Consider the following 16,890-nt stretch of genomic DNA (forward strand, 5'->3'; position numbering starts at 1 on the left):
ATAACTAATATGTTAATTAGTATAACGTGCGATTCTTTTTCCTGTCAATCATAAATTGAAGCGGTTTCAAATATAAAAAAAGCTGGCATTTATGCCAATGTCATTAAGTTAAGGCGCAGACCCAGAAACCAAGAATAAGAGCACGTTATCAAAAAGATGGCCCGCCCTTTTTTGGATAAAATTGGACAAAAAGAGAAAAAGGACTTGACAAGCAGTTTGGGAAGTGTGTGGCGAAGCCCCTTGAAAAAACGAGGAGGTTACGCCAATGAATAAGTACGCGATTTCGTTAAAGCAAACGCTGACATCCCTCATAAGAGAAAGGTCATCTGCACCAGCTCCTTATATCCTTTCTGCCGCTGATTTCTCACCCGATGAAAATAAGCCCATTTATAACCTACGATGGGGCCCGGTATGCTATCCGCTTTGTTTGCTGTGCGCTTTTTTCCTTGCTTGCATAAAAAAACGGCACAGGACCTTTCCCTATGCCGCTTTGTATTTTATTACGGGTCTTGCTTTTGAGCTATACTTAATGAACATTGCCGCGAGGTCCGTTTCTTTTTTAAGCAGTTTTGATCAGCGGCTCGAGAATCTTCAGTAAAATCGGATGCAGAGCCTGGGCCATCTTCCAAAAACCAAGGTCGGTGGGATGAACCCCATCCACCGTACACTCGGAGGCGTCCTCCCCAAGTAAGCAGTAGCCATCAACAAAGTGAAGATGCATGTCCCCGGCTTCCCGCAGACTTTGGATAGTATCCATCTGCACCTTTCTCCTGGCCTCGTGAAGCTGAGCTATTTCCCGGTTAAAACGGATTCCAGCATATTCAATGTTGGAAATAGCCAGAATCGGCAACTTCGGATGATTGCTTCTTACTATACGGATAAATTCAGGGAACGTCCGGGCCATGTCCTCTACGGTTCCAACATTAGCTTCATAGTCCAGAACCAGAAGCGCCGGATCTTCAATGGTCGAAATCACTTCGGCCAGCTCCGGCTCACCTTTACCATTGCCGGAAAAACCCAGGTTAATAAAAGGAAGCGGAAGCTGCCTGCTGAGAATGTTCGGATAAGCCATTCCCGGACGCGAGGCGCAGCCCCCTTGAGTAATGGACGTTCCGTAAATAATGACTGGCTTGTAGCTGGCTAGCGGGGCTGGAGAGAACAGTTCGGCATCCGAATCTATGCCAATCCATACAGATTCGACCGCTTGATAAAGCGGAAAATAAAGCGTAACCTCTTCCTCCTGCTGCCGCTGCCAATCGTAAAAAGCCGCCTCGTACTCCCGTTCACGCGGATTCAATCGCGCTGTCGTCAAGAAATACCGGGCACCCGGATCTCCCAAATAGCAATCGAAGCCGCATTGACCAGTCGGCGCCATATGATACATGTCGGCCGGGTCCCGCAAGCGAACCCGTATCGATAGCCGGGAAGAATTCGTGCGAAAACGGATTTGACCGCCGGCCGTGCAATTTGCCAACACATCTACTGCCGGAGGCAATGGGACTGCAGGCTTGACGGGGAGGCGGCGATATTTCTTATCTTGTTCCAGCCAGGCAAATCCGAGCTGTTCTACCGGAGCGAGAAATGGCGAAAGCCATTTCAACGCAGATCCTCCTTGCTGGGGTACAGCCATATTGCGGTCCAGCTTCTGAATATCCATTCGTTGGGTTGACTCTGACATGAACATCTCTCCCATTTACATTGTGCATGTGCTGACTTCAATTCCCGTCTTTGGTTTAAGAAAACGTGCAGGGGTTCTAAATGCAGCCTAACAATGCCCCCGTAATGCTCCCACCTCATTTTCGCAAAAGAAACTTCATAAAGCCTCATAAATGCATCCTAAAAGCTTCTAAAAACTAAAACTTCCTAAAAGCAGCCTTATAAAGCATCCTAACAGTCTCTGCCTTTATCAGCATTTTATTAATTGGAATAATTATTTGTAATATTAAAAGCATTACATCCATGTGAAAGCGTTTTAATCTATTCAATTTAATACTATCGGATACCTTCGTTTTCAGCAACGCTTTTCAATTGGCTTCGTAGCAGTAGAATGACTTAAAGCAATACTAATGAGAGCGTTCTCGGGCATAACCTGCAAGGACATGGTCAAAACAACTACGATCGGGCAGTTAGACGAGCAGGCCCTGCGGCAGCTGTATCCGCTCATTCAGGAACTAGCTGCGCAAGAGCAGCTCCCAGCTCACCGTCAGGCGGTACAGGCCAGATTAGAACAAAGCTAAGCGTATAGTCGGTCAGCTGGCGACTGGTCCGGGAAAACCATTACTAAGCCCTCATGGGATTCTGCGTTATTTTTTCCCAGAGGGCTTTGCCCCCAGGCCGCAATGTCAGCGGACTAGCTAAGATTGTAGCAAATCATCGCCTCAGCCAGCAGCTTATATGTGGTCCTCCCGTCATAAGTATGTATGTGGAGGACTGTCTTCGTACGCTGCTCATATGTGGGGTACTATCGTCATTTGCGTGTATGTGGGTAACAGTTTCTATTAGCGGGTAACAGTGTTTATATATTTTAGCGGGCAACCCTCCTCCTATGCTGCTTGTATGTGGGTGATAACGTCATATACTGCTAGCCGCAGGCTCACAGGCCGTCCGCAGCTTATCGCTTATGCAATTGCATAATGCCGGCAGCGTTTTTATTTTTGTCCATGGACTTCGTGTAAATTTCCATTGTAAATTCCAATAGCTTTCTCTAGAATTGAAAATGATTATCAATTTCAGAGAATGGTCATTTGGACCCTGGCTCTGCAAGATGCACCCCAGCTTTTTACTGAACTACAACTCAGGAGGCCCCGATCCCATGGCCAGATCCAAGATTTCATTAGAGCACAGCTATATGGACAAAGTACAGCCTTCTTTAACCGAAACACAGGAACGTGTACGGCAGGCTAGTCCCTCATGGATACGACCGTTTCGGCCGCTTTTCTGCCTTCGACTGCCGAGCTTTTTGCAGCTTCAGTCGCTTTTCTGCTTTAGGCAGCTAAGTTTTTCACGGCTACAGTCACTTTTTACCCTTCGCTCATACCTTCCATTGTATTTGGTGCTTATCATTGTGCTTCTCTCCGCATGCGGACAAAACACTCCAACAGCCGAAACTTCTCCCGCTCCATCCCTTTCTCCTCCGGCTGAAAAGGCACCTCCTTCACCAGCACCGGACCAGGAGGCTTCTACGACCCGGGAAATTCGTCACCTGTTTGGGGTTACCCCTATTGATGGCGTACCTGATAAAATTGTTTCCCTGCATCCTTGGATCACGGATTTCATGCTCTCCCTTGAGCTCATTCCTGCGGCAGCGACTAGTGCAGGGCCTAATAATGGGGAATTTCCGTGGTACTTTCAAGACTATCTGAGTTCTACTATGAATCTGGGATGGCAAATCCCCGAGGTTAATTTCGAAACGCTGCTGTCTATTGATCCTGACCTGATCATTGCAAGCCAAAATCACGAACAGGCTTATGAACAGCTGGACAAAATAGCTCCAACGATAGCCATTCGCCCAGCCGAGAATGAAGAAGGCATTCGCAAAATGCGCGATACTTACCGCGAGCTTGCAGACATGCTCGACATGCAGGATAAGGCTGAGGAAGCAATTGCCCAGTACGATCAAAAGGTAGAGGAAGCCCGTGCCATCCTGGCCGATTCCATCGGGGAGGAGAAGGTCATGTTTTTGCGCATTACCGATAAGGAGCTCCGCTATTACAGCACCAAGCTGTTTGAAGTGCTTTACGAAGATCTGAACCTTCAGCCTTCAGCACTGATTCCTGAGCCAGTCAACGGTTTTGAAGTGCTTTCTCCAGAGCTGCTTCCGGAAATTAATCCAGATCACATCTTCCTGCTGTCCGAAAGTGAAGATCACCACTCCTCTCTTCAGGAGCTTTCCTTATGGAAACAGCTAAGCGCGGTTGAACAAAATCATGTCTATCCTGTAGACTATGAACTGTGGTTTCAAGGCTTTGGGCCTATCGCCAACTCCTTAATCATCGAGGATGTATTGTCCAAATTAGTTGATTGAGCCTAGTGATTTAGATTGATTGAAACTGATTTTAACTGTTTTAAATTTAAATTAATTGAGATTAACCTAAATGATTTAAAAAGTTACTTTTTATTACTATTGGAGGGTTATTTCCATGCCGTCTACAAAATCATTGGAGAAAAGCGGCGGGCTGCCTGACATGATTAGTCACCCCTGTTCCCTTGTATCCAGGATGCAAAATGAAGATCCCGTAGGCTCCGCAGCGGTACATAGAAGATATTTGCTGCTTGAGGTTCCGTTACCCTGGGAATATCATGTTCAGGATTCCCGTTATTTTCCCAAAGGCCTTGAAGCCATGCTTGAGGAATGCCGTGCCAATGCGGCGCCTTTCCGCTTTCTTGGCTTTGATCCCGGAATGTTTACTAGCCCGGAGGGCTGCCGTCGCTTAATGTTTTTTGAGCGGCCGGAAGTGCCTACTGCTTTCTTCCGCAAGCAGGAATATATCGTTAAGGAGAATGAGCTGTACGAGGTCATAGAAGCTCTATTGATGCAGCGGGAGCTCCCTTCCTATTTGGAAAACATCGCGTCCATAACAGAGCTTGATTATGCCGCAGCCGCTGAGGAGCTCAGTCAGCGCTTGCCTGATCCAGGCTATCTTTTGGCTTATCCGGGGACACGCGACTTATTTGTCTGTTCTCATGGTCGTCACGATCTTTGCTGCGGCAAATTCGGGGCTCCTATGTACCAGGAAATTTTTGATCGCTATGTCCAGCCTTTTGCAGCTTCGGAAGACTCTTCTTCGTTACCTTTTAGGGTATGGCGGACCAGTCATTTTGGCGGTCATCGCCACGCCCCCACTATACTCGATCTGCCCGAAGGCCGTTATTGGGCCCAACTGAAACCGGAAATGCTCGATACGTTATTGCTGCGAAAAGGGGATTTCGCTTCCATTGCCCGTCATTACAGAGGCTGGGGAGGCGTTCCAGCATTTGCGCAAGCAGTGGAAAGGGAAGCGTTCAAGCGGGAAGGCTGGCAATGGATTCACTATGATAAACAGACCGCCATGCTGGAAGAAGAGGAAACACGCGCGGTTGTTCGGATTGATTACCGCTCTCCAGATGGAACAGTTTCCGGTCGCTATGAAGCCGAAGTCCGGACTGGCGAGCCTAAGGAGGTAGGCGGTTGCGGCAACGCTCCAACCTTAGCCCGGCAATTGAAGGTCGTTTCCATTCACAAGCAGCCCCTCATCCAGTCATAGTTTTTAATAAAGTGATACGATGTACATTTTAACTTATTAGCTCCTTTACATTAACCAGCACCTAAGCCATTAGGGAAATCTATATGAGGCGATCCGCATCGGATCGCTTTTTTTCGTAGTACGAAGCTACCGCTACGGCGGTAATTCTATGCGTGAAAACTACTGGGTATTTTTACAAAAAAGTACTGTATAATGGGAAATAAGAAAACCGCAGGTCTGAAATCGACTCGAGTAATAAGCAAGGAGGTTGATTAACGCTTGAAGGAAAACAACAAAAATTCAGCATATCTCATTCTTTCTGTCGCAGCTCTTGGCATTTCCCTGATCATCGCATTGATTATGTTTGGACGGGAATGGTTTATAAGTCTTCGTGAATACGGGCCGGACGGCTCCCAATTGGCTTGGGTGGGCTGGAGTTATTACCAGCAGCTTTTGGATTCTGGCCATTTTCAAAGGGTGGTTCTAAATACGGTCCGGTTCAACGTCTTATTTGCTTTTTTTGCCTTTGTGCTAGCTGTTCTTATAGGCACCGGATTAAGATATGTACCTTCCCGATTTCGCACGGCGCTAGTCATGCTGTTTCTGCTCATTGTATTCCTGCCTGCTGAAGTATATGCCGGTTGGTGGATTCATCAGCTGCCAGTCGAGGTGCTGCTCCAGTCCGACCGGATGATGCTGCTGCATCCGTTATTAAGCGCTGTTAAATATTTGGGGATTCCGCTTGCCCTTATCTATGCTCTCGCTTATTTTCGGCCGGAAGATCGCTGGCTTCCTTTAAAAGGCGCAGGTTTATTTGCTCTTTCCATACTCGCTTTTATCGGTACAGGCTTGTTCTCTTTATCATCTGCCTTCTATAATCCCGCAATTGCCGATGCTATCGATACACTGGACAATTTTGTCTTCCGGACAGGTCCAACGCAAGCCCAATACAGCATGCTTGCAGCTCTTAACGTCATGTCAACCTTATTGTCCGCATGCGCATTGCTCATTATGATTGTACCGCTCTGGCTTTTAATCCGGGTTACTCTCAAGCGACCTGCTATTCAGGAAAACCAAATAGTTCAGGAGACAGCTCAGGCTCCACAGCGAGAACTGATCAATGAATCATCTTTGGCTCATCACGCTATCTCGGCTCTGATTGCACTTGTTCTTTTCGCAGTCATTTATTTCTCTCCTTACTGGCTGCGGGGCTTGCCTACGTGGCCCGAGCAATTCCAAGGCCAGCTCCAGCTGGCGGGACCCTTTGCATATTCCATCGCTCTTTCTCTGCTGACTGCATTAGGCAGTGTGCTTATCGCCCTTGCTATAGCCGGGGTTTTCCGTTCCAGCCATAAACTGTTGCTGTGGTCAGCTTCTGCGGCTCTTGCCATCATCACCCTAGTATCCCTGCATACACGATCTATTTCCGAATATTTTACCATAATGAATTGGGGTCTTTTGAATACCTATGCCGCTATATTTTTGACTACCGTATTTTCCACTGCCGCTATTTGGGCGCTAGCCGCTGTATGGAGGATAGAGAGCAACCTCTCGCTATCCACAATTGTGACTTCGCTAAGTGGCCTCCTGCTGATCCAAGCGGCCCTTCATTACGGTTATGTTCAGCCTTATCTGCTTTACATTAGCGATCCCGGGCAGTTCACGCCTGTCATGATGTATCGTATGTTGACCAAAATGCCACCCGGACCGGATAGCCATTCTCTCGAAGGAGGTATAGCACTCATCGGCTTCCTTGTTTCCACGCCAGCACTTCTCTTGTATTTGTTTGCCCACATGCTGCTACCTGGAAAACGCCTGCTGTTGATGATTGCCGGCGGCATGAAGCAGTAGCTTCAGCAGAACGCGTTTTTCGTTTTTGCGTTTCAGAGCTTTGAGTTTCTGCGTATTCTTTTTCGGGTTTTCGGGAAGGCTTACTTACCTCCTGTTTAGCGCCAAGCGCTTAAGCGTTCGGCTTTAGGCACAAAGGCTGCTGACAATGATTTCATCCGGGCGTTTAACAAAATGCGCCGCCCTTCCAAATTCCGGGCATACACCAGCTCAACCTTACCCACACGCTTGCTCCACTGCTCCGCAAACACGGTAGCATGGTCTCTGTTGCGGCCAATCCATTGCGGGACAGCGTGATAATCCTGACGCCTCAGCGGACCCAGCTTGGACTTGCGGGAAAGCAAATAGCGGGGGTTTTCTATCGGACCCAGCAGCTCCTGCAGGCTGTCCAGGAACAAGGTTTGCTCATAAGTTGTCGCATCTTCGAGCCAGCAGAACACATAGCCCATCGGATCTTGATCGGTTTTGACAGTGACCTTTTTACCCGTTGTGTCGATCAGCCCCATAGAACTGTAGGTATGAAGCAGCGCTTCCCCGACATTTCTCATATTGGATTCTACCGAACCGTTGCGAAGCAGCAGCAAAACCGCGCGGATCGTGCCCGGCAGAGCGACTAGCATGCCAATAATAGCAAAGACCCCGACAACACCTAATACGACCTGGAGCGAAGCAGCATGAAACACTCCTTCCAGGGTGCTAATGAGCTGGACAAATACAAGCAAACCTATCATCAGAGCCTGATTTAGCACAGCCCGGATCGTATTCATCCATAGAAAACGGCGGTCTAATACCTCTTTCTCAACACGAACCTCCTCGACCATCCGTTTTCTTCCCTCCTTATGGATAGCCCGTTCCCAACGAGATTTTAGCTGCTCCCTCTGTCCAGCCAGCTCCAGCATTCGGCGGTTCATGGAATCTATGCTCATCCTAGCGTAAGGAGGCGCAGGGAGATCCAAACGAGCGAACCCGCTCTCGATCGAATCCTCTTTGTTCGACAGACCGACAAACGTTTTAAACCGCCGGCCCAAGGTCTCCAGGTCGCTGCCTTGATGCTCTACAGCTAACATCTTCGGCTCTATACAGACGAGATGCCAGATGGTTGAGGTTTTGTCCGGATTTCCCCGCTCTGTGCGAATAGCCCTTCCTCTCATCTGATTAGACAGCATAAAACTGCCAACGTAAGAGGCCAGAACGAGCGAATTGATACAAGGCGCATCCCATCCCTCGCCCAGTAAAGCGGTCGTTCCGATCAGCACCTGAATCTCCCCTGCAGCAAACAAATCGGTTACCCACCTGACGGTCAAAGAGTTCGTTTTGCCCGGCATTCGCAGGACCACATAACGTTCGTCATGATCCAGTACGGAATAGGAGAACGGAATTCCTCCAGTTTCTTCCTCGCTAATTCGCTGCAGTGCAGGTAGTGCGCTTTTGGGCAAGATGACAATCGAACCGCTGAGTACGGCGAGCTTCAAGCGGTCATCTTCCTGATTCCTCCGCAGCATTTCAAAGATCGGGATAACGCCGATGCGGGTTAAAGGGCGAAGGTCGTCCGGATGCTTGGGCAGGTCGTGCTGCCGAATATAATCGGTTAAAACGACCAGCCGCAGCCTATCGTTCATCGTCTTGTGCTCAAAAGAGACAATCTGGTTTATGCTTTCCAGCTTGGAGATGCTATGAACGAGCAGCCTGTCCAGCTGTCGGTTAGACTGCAAATAGACCCTTCTTCTCTCCAAAGAGCCGATCCGTTGAAGCCATTTCTTCAGCTGCTGGCCATGCTCCTCGCGATCGATCGGGGTGTTGTCTTGAAAAAGCGCCCCGTTCAGCAGCTTTTCCAGCCATTCCAGGTTTAACTTCGGCATCGATTTGGGCGTGGCCCCGAGTACCGGCAGAAGGCTTTCCCAGCGGGAACTGCCGATTTCCTTCAAATAAACAATCATACTGGAGAAATATTCAGGATTCCCGAGGATCGCATCCAGGTGAGCTTCCGGCTCGCTTACCCAGTTATGAGTTTCCACCCAGCACCGAAATTGTTCATCCGTTAACAAATAGTCTTTGACCTTTTCCACATTTTCTTGGAATTGCTCAATTTGCTGTTTTTCCGCAAGCGAAGGTGAAGACAAATATACATAATCTTGATGAGGGCACAGGTCCCCTTCACGAACAAGCTCGGGTACGCTGATTTCCAGGTCGATCGGTCCGCACAGCTCGATGTATTTTTGCCACTCGGCAGGAGCAACGTCGTAGGGAGGCGTAGCGGTTAAGGCTACCAGGTTCGGTTTTACCAGCCTGTCGCGCAGGTTAAGAGTACTGCGCCACCATTCTGCACGCAAATGATGAGCTTCATCCAGCACGAGCGTCTTGAACCTGCCCTGCTTTAGCACAGCATCGAGATCAATAATGCCATCCAGGCGACTATTCTCAGACTGTTCTGCCGATTCCGCCAGAGGTTCTTCTTGCGGCTCCTCCTGCAGCTCTTCCTGCTGCAAATCTTCCTGCAGTTCCTCTTGCCGCTCTTCTTGCAGTACTACCTCAGTTTCTGCCTGCGTCTCTACCCGGAGTTCCTGCCGCAATCCACCCTTGACCCGCCGGTCTCCTGCCTGGTCTTTACTTCTGTTACCGTTAGGTGATTCCTCGTCAGCTGTACAATCACCTTCATCCCCAGCGGCCCTCTTGCGGCTCTGTTCTGTTAAACTGTGCAGCGCCTGATACGTTGTAACTGTCAGCAGCCCAGGTTTGCGAAGATCATCGGAAATCCAGTTCGGTACCGTATCCGTATCCATGAAAAGCGTAACCAAACGGTCGATCCATTGGTTTTTTATCGTTAAGGTCGGTGCCAAAATCAAGGTTGGTTCATCTAAACGTCGCACCACCTCGAGACCGACCACAGTTTTGCCGGAACCGGGAGGCGCTACGAGATGAAAGTGACGGCTGCGCAGTAGATCGTCCAGTTGATCCAACACCTTCTGCTGGTAGCTTCTCCATGGATATTTAAAGCTTAGATCGGCAGGGAATGTGCTTTTGCTTTTGCCCATAGGCGCCTCCTTCCAGGAATATGTGCACGAGGGATGAGGGGGCATACTCCCCATTCTGTTCCCGGTTCAATTCTTCTTAATTCTTTATTCATTGTACACGGGTAACCTGGCGTGTTTCAATTTCCTTCGCTGTCACTCCTGCACTCACCTGTGCTTACGCCTCTGTTTTCTACTATTCTGCCTCTGCTTTTCTGCTTTTCTGCTTTTCTGCTCTTTTGCTTTTTCTGCTCTTTTGCTTTTTCTGCTTATGTTTTTCACTCCCTTTTATGTCAGTTCTCCTTACAACCTTTCGGCCCGCTCATGCTGCCCCCCATCTTTTCTACCTTTGCGGTTTGGTATACACTAGAACCAGAATCAAGCGGCTTACAAAATGTGTTAGCCACAACTAGAAAAATAAGAAAGAGAGACATCCATGCTTACGATTTGGCGCTTGGCTCCCCGCGAGATTAAAGTTTTGTACACAGCTTATTTGTTTATCAACCTGGGCTTCTATGCCTTCATTCCTTATTTGACCCTGTATTTGACAGGAAGCTTCGCATGGTCGATGGCCCTAGCCGGAGTACTGCTAGGTGTCCGCCAATTCTCCCAACAAGGGGTAACCTTCATCGGTGGAATTGTTGCGGATCGCCTAGGCTGCAAACCTGCGCTGATTCTGGGGCTGCTTGTCCGCTCTATCGGTTTTGCTTCTTTTGCCTTTTGCAGCGAAACGTGGCATTTTTTCATTAGCGCTATTTTATCTGGATTAGGAGGGGCTTTATTCGAGCCGTCCTATCAGGCTGCGTTTGTCAAGCTGGCTCCACAGGAATATCGCAAGCCACTGTTTTCGTTTAAAAATTTGATCGTCAATGTTGCCATGATCGCTTCTACATTTTTGGGCAGTCTGCTGATTTCAATAGATTTCGTATACTTATCTCTGATCACGGGCTCTATTTATTTGGCAATAGCCTTTGCGATTTACTTATTGCTCCCTAACTTGCAGGTCGAAACAAGTCAACACAGCGTACTGCAGGATATGGGAAAAATCCTCCGGGATGGTCCATTCGTCTTTTATACCGTGGTACTGATCGGTTATTTTTATTTATACATGCAGCTCTATTTAACAATTCCGATAAAAGCGCAGGCGCTGACAGGCCAGGAAATCAGTGTAGCTTACGTATATGCTACTTTGGCCGTAACCGTTATTATTGGACAGCTGCCGATGATCCGCTACCTGGAACGATTTCCGAACCGCTTTCCATTAATTGGTGCAGGCGCTGTGTTCATGGGTATCGGCCTGCTTGGATTCGGACTTTCCGGCAATCTGCTCATGCTGTGTGCCAGTGCGGTACTTTTTGCGTTAGGAACGATGATCGCCGCTCCGCTCCAGCTGGATGTCATCCCATCCTTCGCCGATTCACGCTTACTGGCTTCCTACTACGGATTCAACGGCTATTCCTTGGCTGTTGGCGGGGCTCTAAGCACAAGTGCCGGAGGCTGGTTTTATGATTTGGGGGAGCGTCTGGGTCTGCCGCTGCTTCCCTGGCTGATCTGTCTGGCCGTATCGTTGATCGTTGCGGTGTGTCTGTACTTTTTTAAAGATGCTCGTGCAGATACTAGCGGAACATCCTAAGCCTGAAGTCAAAAGAACCATTAGAGAAATTCGAGCATGCCAGCTAGATAAAGTACAAACTAGGACAGAGTGCGTATTGAATAGGGAGGAGTACTAAAATGGAACCAGCACATTTTGCCAGCTATGAAATTCCAGAGAAGCTTAAGCGGTGGCGCCAATTGGAAAAAGAAGCTGAGAAGGAAGGGCGCTATCTCGGAAATGATATCGGTGTTTTTTTAACCCGCGACGATATTCGTTATACGTCAACACCGCCTGATGTCATTCCTTTTGCCAGTGCCGGGGTTGATGGGATCCATTATGGATTTGTGACTGATTTCGGCCGTGTTCAAAATTTAGCAGACGCTTATATTGCTGCTATTTTCCCTATGGACTTTGGATGCGAGATACAGCTGCTGGCCAAAAATTTGGATGACTTTCTGGCCATGTTGTGCACGGACGATAGTCTGCTCTACAACTCTTTTCCATACTTAGACCGTCTCGCCTCTTACCTGGAGACAAAGGGGGAGCCTTCCTGGGATAAAGAGGCATTGCGGGCCAGGGAACATTTTCAAAGCGTTATGGGAGTTCAGGTGATTTCCGATTTGGTTGGTTATATTGGGAATCTCCGAAGTGAGAGAGTCAAGTCGTCTGTTCTGCCGACACTTAACGGAATGGGGGTTGTTCCGCTCTCCGTTGATGCGGATCCGGAAGCCGTTCGAGCAGTCGTCTCGCCCTTCCCTTACCAGCTGAGCAAGGAAATGGACTGGCGGGAGTTGTACCCGGAAATTAAGTCTTTTTTTTCACAGGCTTCTGTGGAAGCGCGGCTGGCGTTTTTGCGCGATGCGCAGACAATCCAGTGGCTGGATGAACGCGAACCACTGGAATGGGCGGTACGGCAGCTTCGCGATATGGGATTTCCAGCGGAGGCCGGACGGCTGATGGACGGTTATATGACCGCCTACGGACACTGCGGGATAAGCGAGGGCAGTGACAGGACGATAAGTGTAACGGAAACGATATCTGTCCTCTGGTGGTCTGATTCTGCGGATGACGAATCTCCCGATAGCAAATAAAGGAACGATTGACGGCAAACTGCGCGGGAGGGGCGTTAGGGTACGATGACTGCGGAATCGCCGCAGCGCGCCCCGGGACGCGCTGCAGCGATGCTTGTATGCGGTTTTTCGCATACATTTCGCCTCGACACGCGCTGCGGCGATGCTTGTATGCGGTTTTTTCGCATACATTTCGCCTCGACACGCGCTGCGACGATGGTTGTATGCGGTTTTTTGTGATAATAAAACGCCCCGCATGTTGAGCAGCCTTGGTAATCGCTCCTCAATCACATAACTTGTACGAAATTGCGTTTGAAAACAATGACTGCAGCACCTTAATAGCTTAAACCCCATTAACCCCCTGCATTTGTACGATTTGTCATACAAATCTCGGGTAATCGCCCTTCAATCCCATGCTTTGTACGATTTGTCATACAAATCTTGGGTAATCGCACCTCAAACCCATGCTTTTGTACGACGTTTCATACAAATCTCCGGAATTCGCATTTCAACCGCATGAATTTGTACGACATTTCGTACAAAACGCAGGAAACAAGCCCGCGAACCCTGCGAACCCCGTGAACCCCGCCAACCTTGGCTGTTTTCATGCTGGAGTTGTGCCTGAGAATTCAATGGTACGCGGTTTTTCGCATACATTTCACCCCGGCAGGACCGTGCCAATTAAGCAAAAGCACCTACTCTTCCAGCAGGGAAAGCAGGTGCTCTACGGGAACGGCCAATCCTACCCGGATCGATTCTCCATCGGAATCGATTTGGGTCGTGGCATACACAATGGCGATCACTTCACCATCCATGTTAATGACAGGGCTCCCGCTATTGCCCCGATAGATCGGAGCTTGCAAAGCAAGCACCGGCACGTCCAGGCCGCGCACGGGAATTTCGTCAAAAATGGTACCTTCATTAGCAATAAAATTGAAAAATAACGGATTGCCAATGACGTACACCGGATCTCCCGGCTGCCATGGCCCCGATGATGAATTCAGCGGAAGTACAGGACGCTCGCTTTCTCCCTCTTTTAGCTGTACTAGTGCTAAATCCACGGAAGCATCACTTTTGACTACCTCCGCTTCACGGGCCGGACCGTCGGCGAAAGTAACAAATATTTCCTGCATGCCATCAATAACATGATGGTTGGTTGCAATTAGTCCGGATTCCGAGATGAGGAAGCCAGTACCTTTTCGCCCGTTAATTGAACTGATAACCACGATCGACTCCCTGTATTGGGCTATCTCTTCATTCTTCAGCAGCTCCCTGGACTGGATAACAAAACGGACGGCGGCTGAATTGTACAGCATAGGCCAAAAAGCCAAAACGTTAGCCAGGAGGGCAAAGGAAATCAACAAAGATATTGTTTTTTTCCAGCGCTTGCGGCTTCTTTCTTTTTGCTCGAGATACTCTCTTTCTTCTTCCTCATCCCCGCCGAAGAATTGCTCTTCCCACGCGGCAATTTGCTCCTCCGTAGGATCCTCAACTGGTTCCAAATGCCCATTCTGTGTTACTCCAGAACCTTCCTTCGAGGAAGCATTTTGTTCCTTCAATGACCTACCCATCGAAGATGCACTCTCTTCCTTCGCTGACTGCTCTACAAATGGCTCACCAAGAGCCGGGGCGGGTTGATCCTCTTGCTCCTCTTTCTCTTCGCCTCTCTCATCAAGACCTTGCTGTACATGGGTCTGGGCCGTGTGTTCCTTGTCGTGCTGCTGTTTGTCACGATCCTCGTCTTCATGACGCTTCTCATCACTGCGGCTGTTTTCGCATTGCTCGTCTTCGCATGACCCCTTGGCGTGTTGCCCCTTTTCGCGGCTCCTGTGCTCCCCTTGCTCCTTCAAAGCTCTGCCGTTGCGAGGGCTCTTGTCCTCTGTCATCTCTGTCCCCCTCTCCCTGGGCGGGAACGTTCTTTACCCAATTACTCCCATTGAAACTGGACCTGCTCCTCACTCCATTCCCACAGCTTTTTCGCTTGCTCCCGGTCTCCGGCTAGAATTGAGGTATCAGTCACTTTCTTTTTATAAAAATATTTACCGCTTATCTCTGCAACCTCCGGACTTGAGGCCAAATAAATAGCGGTTTCCGCACCTTGCTCAGGCGTTAAAAAAACATAGCTAAGCAGCTTTAGAATCGTTTTGCCGAATCCGGTGCTGCGGTCAACTCCTATTTGCGTGCCGACAGCTCCCGGATGGAGACAGTTGGCCGTCATTCCTGTTCCTTTAATCCGTTCAGCAAGCTCAATCGTAAACCAGATATTGGCCAGCTTGGATTGCCCATATCCTTTCATCACGTTAAATCCGTTTTTCAGATGAGGGTCGTTCCAATCAATCCGCCCGGCCTTATGGGCACCGCTCGACACATTCACGATTCGCGCATTAGGAGCGGCTTTTAGCTTGTCCAGCAGCAAACCGGTCAGCAAAAAGTGACCCAAATGGTTCACCCCCAGCATCTGCTCAAAGCCGTCCGCGGTTTCCTGCCTTTTCAGAGTAATCACTCCGGCGTTGTTAACCAGTACATCCAGGCTATCATACTGCTGATTGAATAATTCCGCGAATCTGCGGATACTATCCAGTGATCCCAAATCGCACAGCATCAGCGATAAACGTTCTGATTCGCTCTCCTGCTTTGCGCGGAGCAGCGCTTCCTTGCCGCGGCTTTCACTCCGGCAGACCATGACAACCTCTGCTCCCATACGCGCCAAAGCTACACTAGTAGCCAGGCCCATTCCAGAGTTGGCCCCAGTTACGAGTGCCCGCTTGCCCTCCATACCGACATGGCTGCTCTTTGCAGACTGATCCCGCCCCCCATGAATCTGTCCCATTAATTGATCCTCCTCACCGGATTATTATCCCTATCTCTATTCCTGAACTGCTGAAGGCATCCAGCCAGCCTCTCTGTGACAGTCCCCCTCGTTCTTTCCTGGCCGGATATAAAAGAGGATTCCGCGTGTCTGACCAAATAAATTGTTTGTCCAAGCCGTTCCCTCGCAGCTTCTATAATGAGCATTGTGTATAATGAACTTAAGTTGGAAAAAGGCTGCCATTCTCAATTTATTGAGCTTACAAAGGCGTTTTTTATCAGTATACCAAAGTTTTTCCGGCAAAGCGCACTGACTTCAATTGCTATTAGTTCTCAAAAGAAGAAAAGCCTCAGCCACTCATAAGTAATCCTTAAGCCAAGCCATTCAATGATGTTCTTAACAAACAAAGGCAGCAGCATTACTTGCCATCAACGACAGTAACGTCAACACATCAACAGCTATATCGATAAAAAAACTATATTGTTCATATCTGGAGGGAAAGGACGGAATGGCAGCCATTGACGATTTTTTGAAGCTGGATATTCGTATAGGTACAGTAATTAAAGCGGAGGAATTCCCGGAAGCGCGAAAGCCCGCCATTAAACTCGAAATAGATTTCGGAGAAATCGGAATCAAGCGCTCATCGGCTCAGATCACAAAACGGTATGTGCCCGAGCAGTTGATTGGCAAACAAGTCGCAGCCGTCGTCAATTTTCCGCCCAGGCGTATTGCCGGGTTTGAGTCGGAAGTGTTAGTCATTGGGGGCATACCGGAAGAAGGGGATGTCGTTCTCCTTCAGCCCGACAAGCCAGTACCGAATGGAACACCCGTAGCCTAAGCCCGATAGTAAAACAACATAAGGGTACCCAGAGCCGCCTAACTGGCGGTTTTTTGGTTTGGCTTCGCGGACAAGTTGCTCCACTACCGTAAGCCGAGAAGCGTTATTGATCGAATCACATTACAGCATTCCTTATTCCGGCGGCATTAGGAATACGGAGTTACACGATGATGGTCTATCACAATTTTCTTACTACAATCAAAGTAAGTTTATCCGCATTTTTTCTTACTACAATCAAAGTAAGTTTATCCGCATTTTTCCCTTACTACAGACAAAGTACTTTCACACGCATAGTAATATGTGTTATGATACTGTTATCAAATTGAAGGTGGCGAAAACGATTGGAGCCTCTATATAACAGCGATTTGGTGCGCGGCAGCATTGATACGATCATTCTGAGCGTGCTGCTGCGGGAAGACAATTATGGGTACCAGATCATAAAGGAAATTTACAGGAAAAGCGGTCAACAATATGAATTAAAAGAGCCCACCCTTTATTCCA

At 48.7% G+C, this 16,890-nt stretch carries 12 protein-coding genes; 8 read left to right on the plus strand and 4 right to left on the minus strand.

What is annotated here, in order from left to right:
- Window positions 1–559: 559 nt before the first annotated feature.
- Window positions 560–1,678, minus strand: a complete 1,119-nt coding sequence (locus tag PSHG_RS10380; RefSeq protein WP_010272548.1) for an SGNH/GDSL hydrolase family protein — start codon at window positions 1,676–1,678, stop codon at window positions 560–562.
- A 388-nt stretch (window positions 1,679–2,066) separates the two neighbouring features.
- On the opposite strand from PSHG_RS10380, the gene PSHG_RS30500 reads away from it, so the two are divergent.
- The 4 genes from PSHG_RS30500 (at window position 2,067) to PSHG_RS10400 (ending at window position 7,073) form a co-directional block, all read left to right on the plus strand.
- Entirely contained in the window at window positions 2,067–2,237 is a 171-nt protein-coding gene (locus PSHG_RS30500) for a histidinol dehydrogenase (protein WP_010272550.1), read from the plus strand.
- Between the two features lie 575 nt (window positions 2,238–2,812).
- The gene (locus tag PSHG_RS27225; protein ID WP_010272552.1) at window positions 2,813–4,024 is read left to right on the plus strand and encodes an ABC transporter substrate-binding protein; all 1,212 of its coding nucleotides are present in this window, start codon (window positions 2,813–2,815) and stop codon (window positions 4,022–4,024) included.
- Window positions 4,025–4,139: 115 nt separating this feature from the next.
- The gene (locus PSHG_RS10395) at window positions 4,140–5,243 is read left to right on the plus strand and encodes a sucrase ferredoxin (RefSeq protein WP_010272554.1); all 1,104 of its coding nucleotides are present in this window, start codon (window positions 4,140–4,142) and stop codon (window positions 5,241–5,243) included.
- Between the two features lie 258 nt (window positions 5,244–5,501).
- Window positions 5,502–7,073 carry a sugar ABC transporter permease gene (locus PSHG_RS10400; protein ID WP_010272556.1) on the plus strand — a complete coding sequence of 524 codons (1,572 nt, stop codon included), beginning with the start codon at window positions 5,502–5,504 and terminating at the stop codon, window positions 7,071–7,073.
- A gap of 95 nt (window positions 7,074–7,168) precedes the next feature.
- On the opposite strand, the gene PSHG_RS10405 is transcribed toward PSHG_RS10400, so the two are convergent.
- Window positions 7,169–10,102 carry a DEAD/DEAH box helicase family protein gene (locus PSHG_RS10405; protein ID WP_010272558.1) on the minus strand — a complete coding sequence of 978 codons (2,934 nt, stop codon included), beginning with the start codon at window positions 10,100–10,102 and terminating at the stop codon, window positions 7,169–7,171.
- A gap of 412 nt (window positions 10,103–10,514) precedes the next feature.
- Here PSHG_RS10405 and PSHG_RS27230 point away from each other — a divergent pair, with 412 nt between their 5' ends.
- Window positions 10,515–11,711 carry an MFS transporter gene (locus PSHG_RS27230; protein ID WP_010272560.1) on the plus strand — a complete coding sequence of 399 codons (1,197 nt, stop codon included), beginning with the start codon at window positions 10,515–10,517 and terminating at the stop codon, window positions 11,709–11,711.
- 98 nt (window positions 11,712–11,809) lie between these two features.
- On the plus strand, window positions 11,810–12,763 hold the full coding sequence (locus tag PSHG_RS10415; protein WP_010272562.1) for a hypothetical protein: 954 nt from the start codon (window positions 11,810–11,812) through the stop codon (window positions 12,761–12,763).
- A 674-nt stretch (window positions 12,764–13,437) separates the two neighbouring features.
- Here PSHG_RS10415 and PSHG_RS27235 read toward each other — a convergent pair.
- Entirely contained in the window at window positions 13,438–14,628 is a 1,191-nt protein-coding gene (locus PSHG_RS27235; RefSeq protein WP_010272564.1) for a S1C family serine protease, read from the minus strand.
- Between the two features lie 41 nt (window positions 14,629–14,669).
- Window positions 14,670–15,518, minus strand: coding sequence for an SDR family oxidoreductase (locus PSHG_RS10425; protein WP_026021304.1), 849 nt, complete (start codon window positions 15,516–15,518; stop codon window positions 14,670–14,672).
- Window positions 15,519–16,059: 541 nt separating this feature from the next.
- On the opposite strand from PSHG_RS10425, the gene csaA reads away from it, so the two are divergent.
- Entirely contained in the window at window positions 16,060–16,389 is a 330-nt protein-coding gene (gene csaA, locus PSHG_RS10430) for a chaperone CsaA (protein WP_010272567.1), read from the plus strand.
- A gap of 341 nt (window positions 16,390–16,730) precedes the next feature.
- The coding region (locus tag PSHG_RS31455; RefSeq protein ID WP_010272568.1) for a PadR family transcriptional regulator at window positions 16,731–16,890 on the plus strand (160 nt) is incomplete at its 3' end.

Source organism: Paenibacillus senegalensis JC66, assembly GCF_000285515.1.
Taxonomy (GTDB): domain Bacteria; phylum Bacillota; class Bacilli; order Paenibacillales; family NBRC-103111; genus Paenibacillus_L; species Paenibacillus_L senegalensis.

Coding starts and splice junctions, on each gene's coding strand:
- PSHG_RS27230 (WP_010272560.1), top strand. CDS start 10,515: ATGCTTACGATTTGGCGCTTGGCTCCCCGCGAGATTAAAGTTTTGTAC.
- PSHG_RS27225 (WP_010272552.1), top strand. CDS start 2,813: ATGGCCAGATCCAAGATTTCATTAGAGCACAGCTATATGGACAAAGTA.
- PSHG_RS30500 (WP_010272550.1), top strand. CDS start 2,067: ATGAGAGCGTTCTCGGGCATAACCTGCAAGGACATGGTCAAAACAACT.
- csaA (WP_010272567.1), top strand. CDS start 16,060: ATGGCAGCCATTGACGATTTTTTGAAGCTGGATATTCGTATAGGTACA.
- PSHG_RS10415 (WP_010272562.1), top strand. CDS start 11,810: ATGGAACCAGCACATTTTGCCAGCTATGAAATTCCAGAGAAGCTTAAG.
- PSHG_RS10395 (WP_010272554.1), top strand. CDS start 4,140: ATGCCGTCTACAAAATCATTGGAGAAAAGCGGCGGGCTGCCTGACATG.
- PSHG_RS27235 (WP_010272564.1), bottom strand. CDS start 14,628: ATGACAGAGGACAAGAGCCCTCGCAACGGCAGAGCTTTGAAGGAGCAA.
- PSHG_RS10405 (WP_010272558.1), bottom strand. CDS start 10,102: ATGGGCAAAAGCAAAAGCACATTCCCTGCCGATCTAAGCTTTAAATAT.
- PSHG_RS10425 (WP_026021304.1), bottom strand. CDS start 15,518: ATGGAGGGCAAGCGGGCACTCGTAACTGGGGCCAACTCTGGAATGGGC.
- PSHG_RS10380 (WP_010272548.1), bottom strand. CDS start 1,678: ATGTCAGAGTCAACCCAACGAATGGATATTCAGAAGCTGGACCGCAAT.